This window comes from Pseudomonas sp. NPDC090755 (genome assembly GCF_044769005.1).
Taxonomy (GTDB): domain Bacteria; phylum Pseudomonadota; class Gammaproteobacteria; order Pseudomonadales; family Pseudomonadaceae; genus Aquipseudomonas.
The window spans coordinates 1-1,274 of the sequence record NZ_JBIVXC010000064.1 but is presented as its reverse complement, the minus strand read 5'-3'; the positions used below and the strand labels follow the sequence as shown (position 1 = coordinate 1,274).

Below are 1,274 nucleotides of genomic sequence, written 5' to 3'. Positions count from 1 at the left end.
TTCATCACTAACGATGCTGATGGCCTGACCGTCAATGCCAGCCTGTCGGCCGCCTTGGGCGCCGGGGAAAAACTGTTCTACTCCAACGACAACGGTGCGACCTGGATCGACGTCACCTCGGCCGTCAACGGCACCTTGGTCAGCTACGTCGACGACGCACTGACCAGCAGCACCACCGTGCAGTTCCGCGTGGTTGACGCTGCTGGCAACGCCGGTAGCCTGGCCAGCCAGGCGATCGTCATCGACACCGTCGCCACGACTACCATCGTCTCTATCGACAGCATCAGCACCGACAGCGGCGTGGTGGGTGACTTCATCACCAACGATGCCGACGGCCTGACCGTCAACGCCAGCCTGTCGGCCGCCTTGGGCGCCGGGGAAAAACTGTTCTACTCGAACGACAACGGCGCGACCTGGATCGACGTCACCTCGTCGGTCAACGGCACCGCCGTCAGCTACGTCGACGACGCACTGACCAGCAGCACCACTGTGCAATTCCGCGTGGTTGACGCTGCTGGCAACGCCGGTAGCCTGGCCAGCCAGGCCATCGTCATCGACAACAGCTTCCCGACCGTCAGCGTGAGCATCGACAGCATCAGCACCGACAGCGGTGTGGTGGGTGACTTCATCACTAACGATGCTGATGGCCTGACCGTCAATGCCAGCCTGTCGGCCGCCCTGGCGGCGGGTGAGAAACTGTTCTACTCGAACGACAACGGCGCGACCTGGATCGACGTCACCTCGTCGGTCAACGGCACCGCCGTCAGCTACGTCGACAACGCGCTGACCAGCAGCACCACCGTGCAGTTCCGCGTGGTCGACGCCGCCGGCAACGCCGGTTCGCTGGCCAGCCAGGCCATCGTCATCGACACCGTCGCCCCGACCACTAGCGTGACCATCGACAGCATCAGCACCGACAGCGGTGTGGTGGGTGACTTCATCACTAACGATGCTGATGGCCTGACCGTCAATGCCAGCCTGTCGGCCGCCTTGGGCGCCGGGGAAAAACTGTTCTACTCCAACGACAACGGCGCCACCTGGATCGACGTCACCTCGTCGGTGACTGGCACTGCGGTCAGCTACGTCGACAACGCGCTGACCAGCAGCACCACCGTGCAGTTCCGCGTGGTCGACGCCGCCGGCAACGCCGGTTCGCTGGCCAGCCAGGCGATCGTCATTGACAACAGCTTCCCGACCGTCAGCGTGAGCATCGACAGCATCAGCACCGACAGCGGTGTGGTGGGTGACTTCATCACTAACGATGCTGATGGCCT

At 63.3% G+C, this 1,274-nt stretch carries 1 protein-coding gene; it reads left to right on the top strand.

The window, feature by feature from the left end; genetic code table 11:
- On the top strand, positions 1–1,274 hold a 1,274-nt coding region (locus ACIQUS_RS27290; protein ID WP_403054301.1), incomplete at both ends, for an Ig-like domain repeat protein.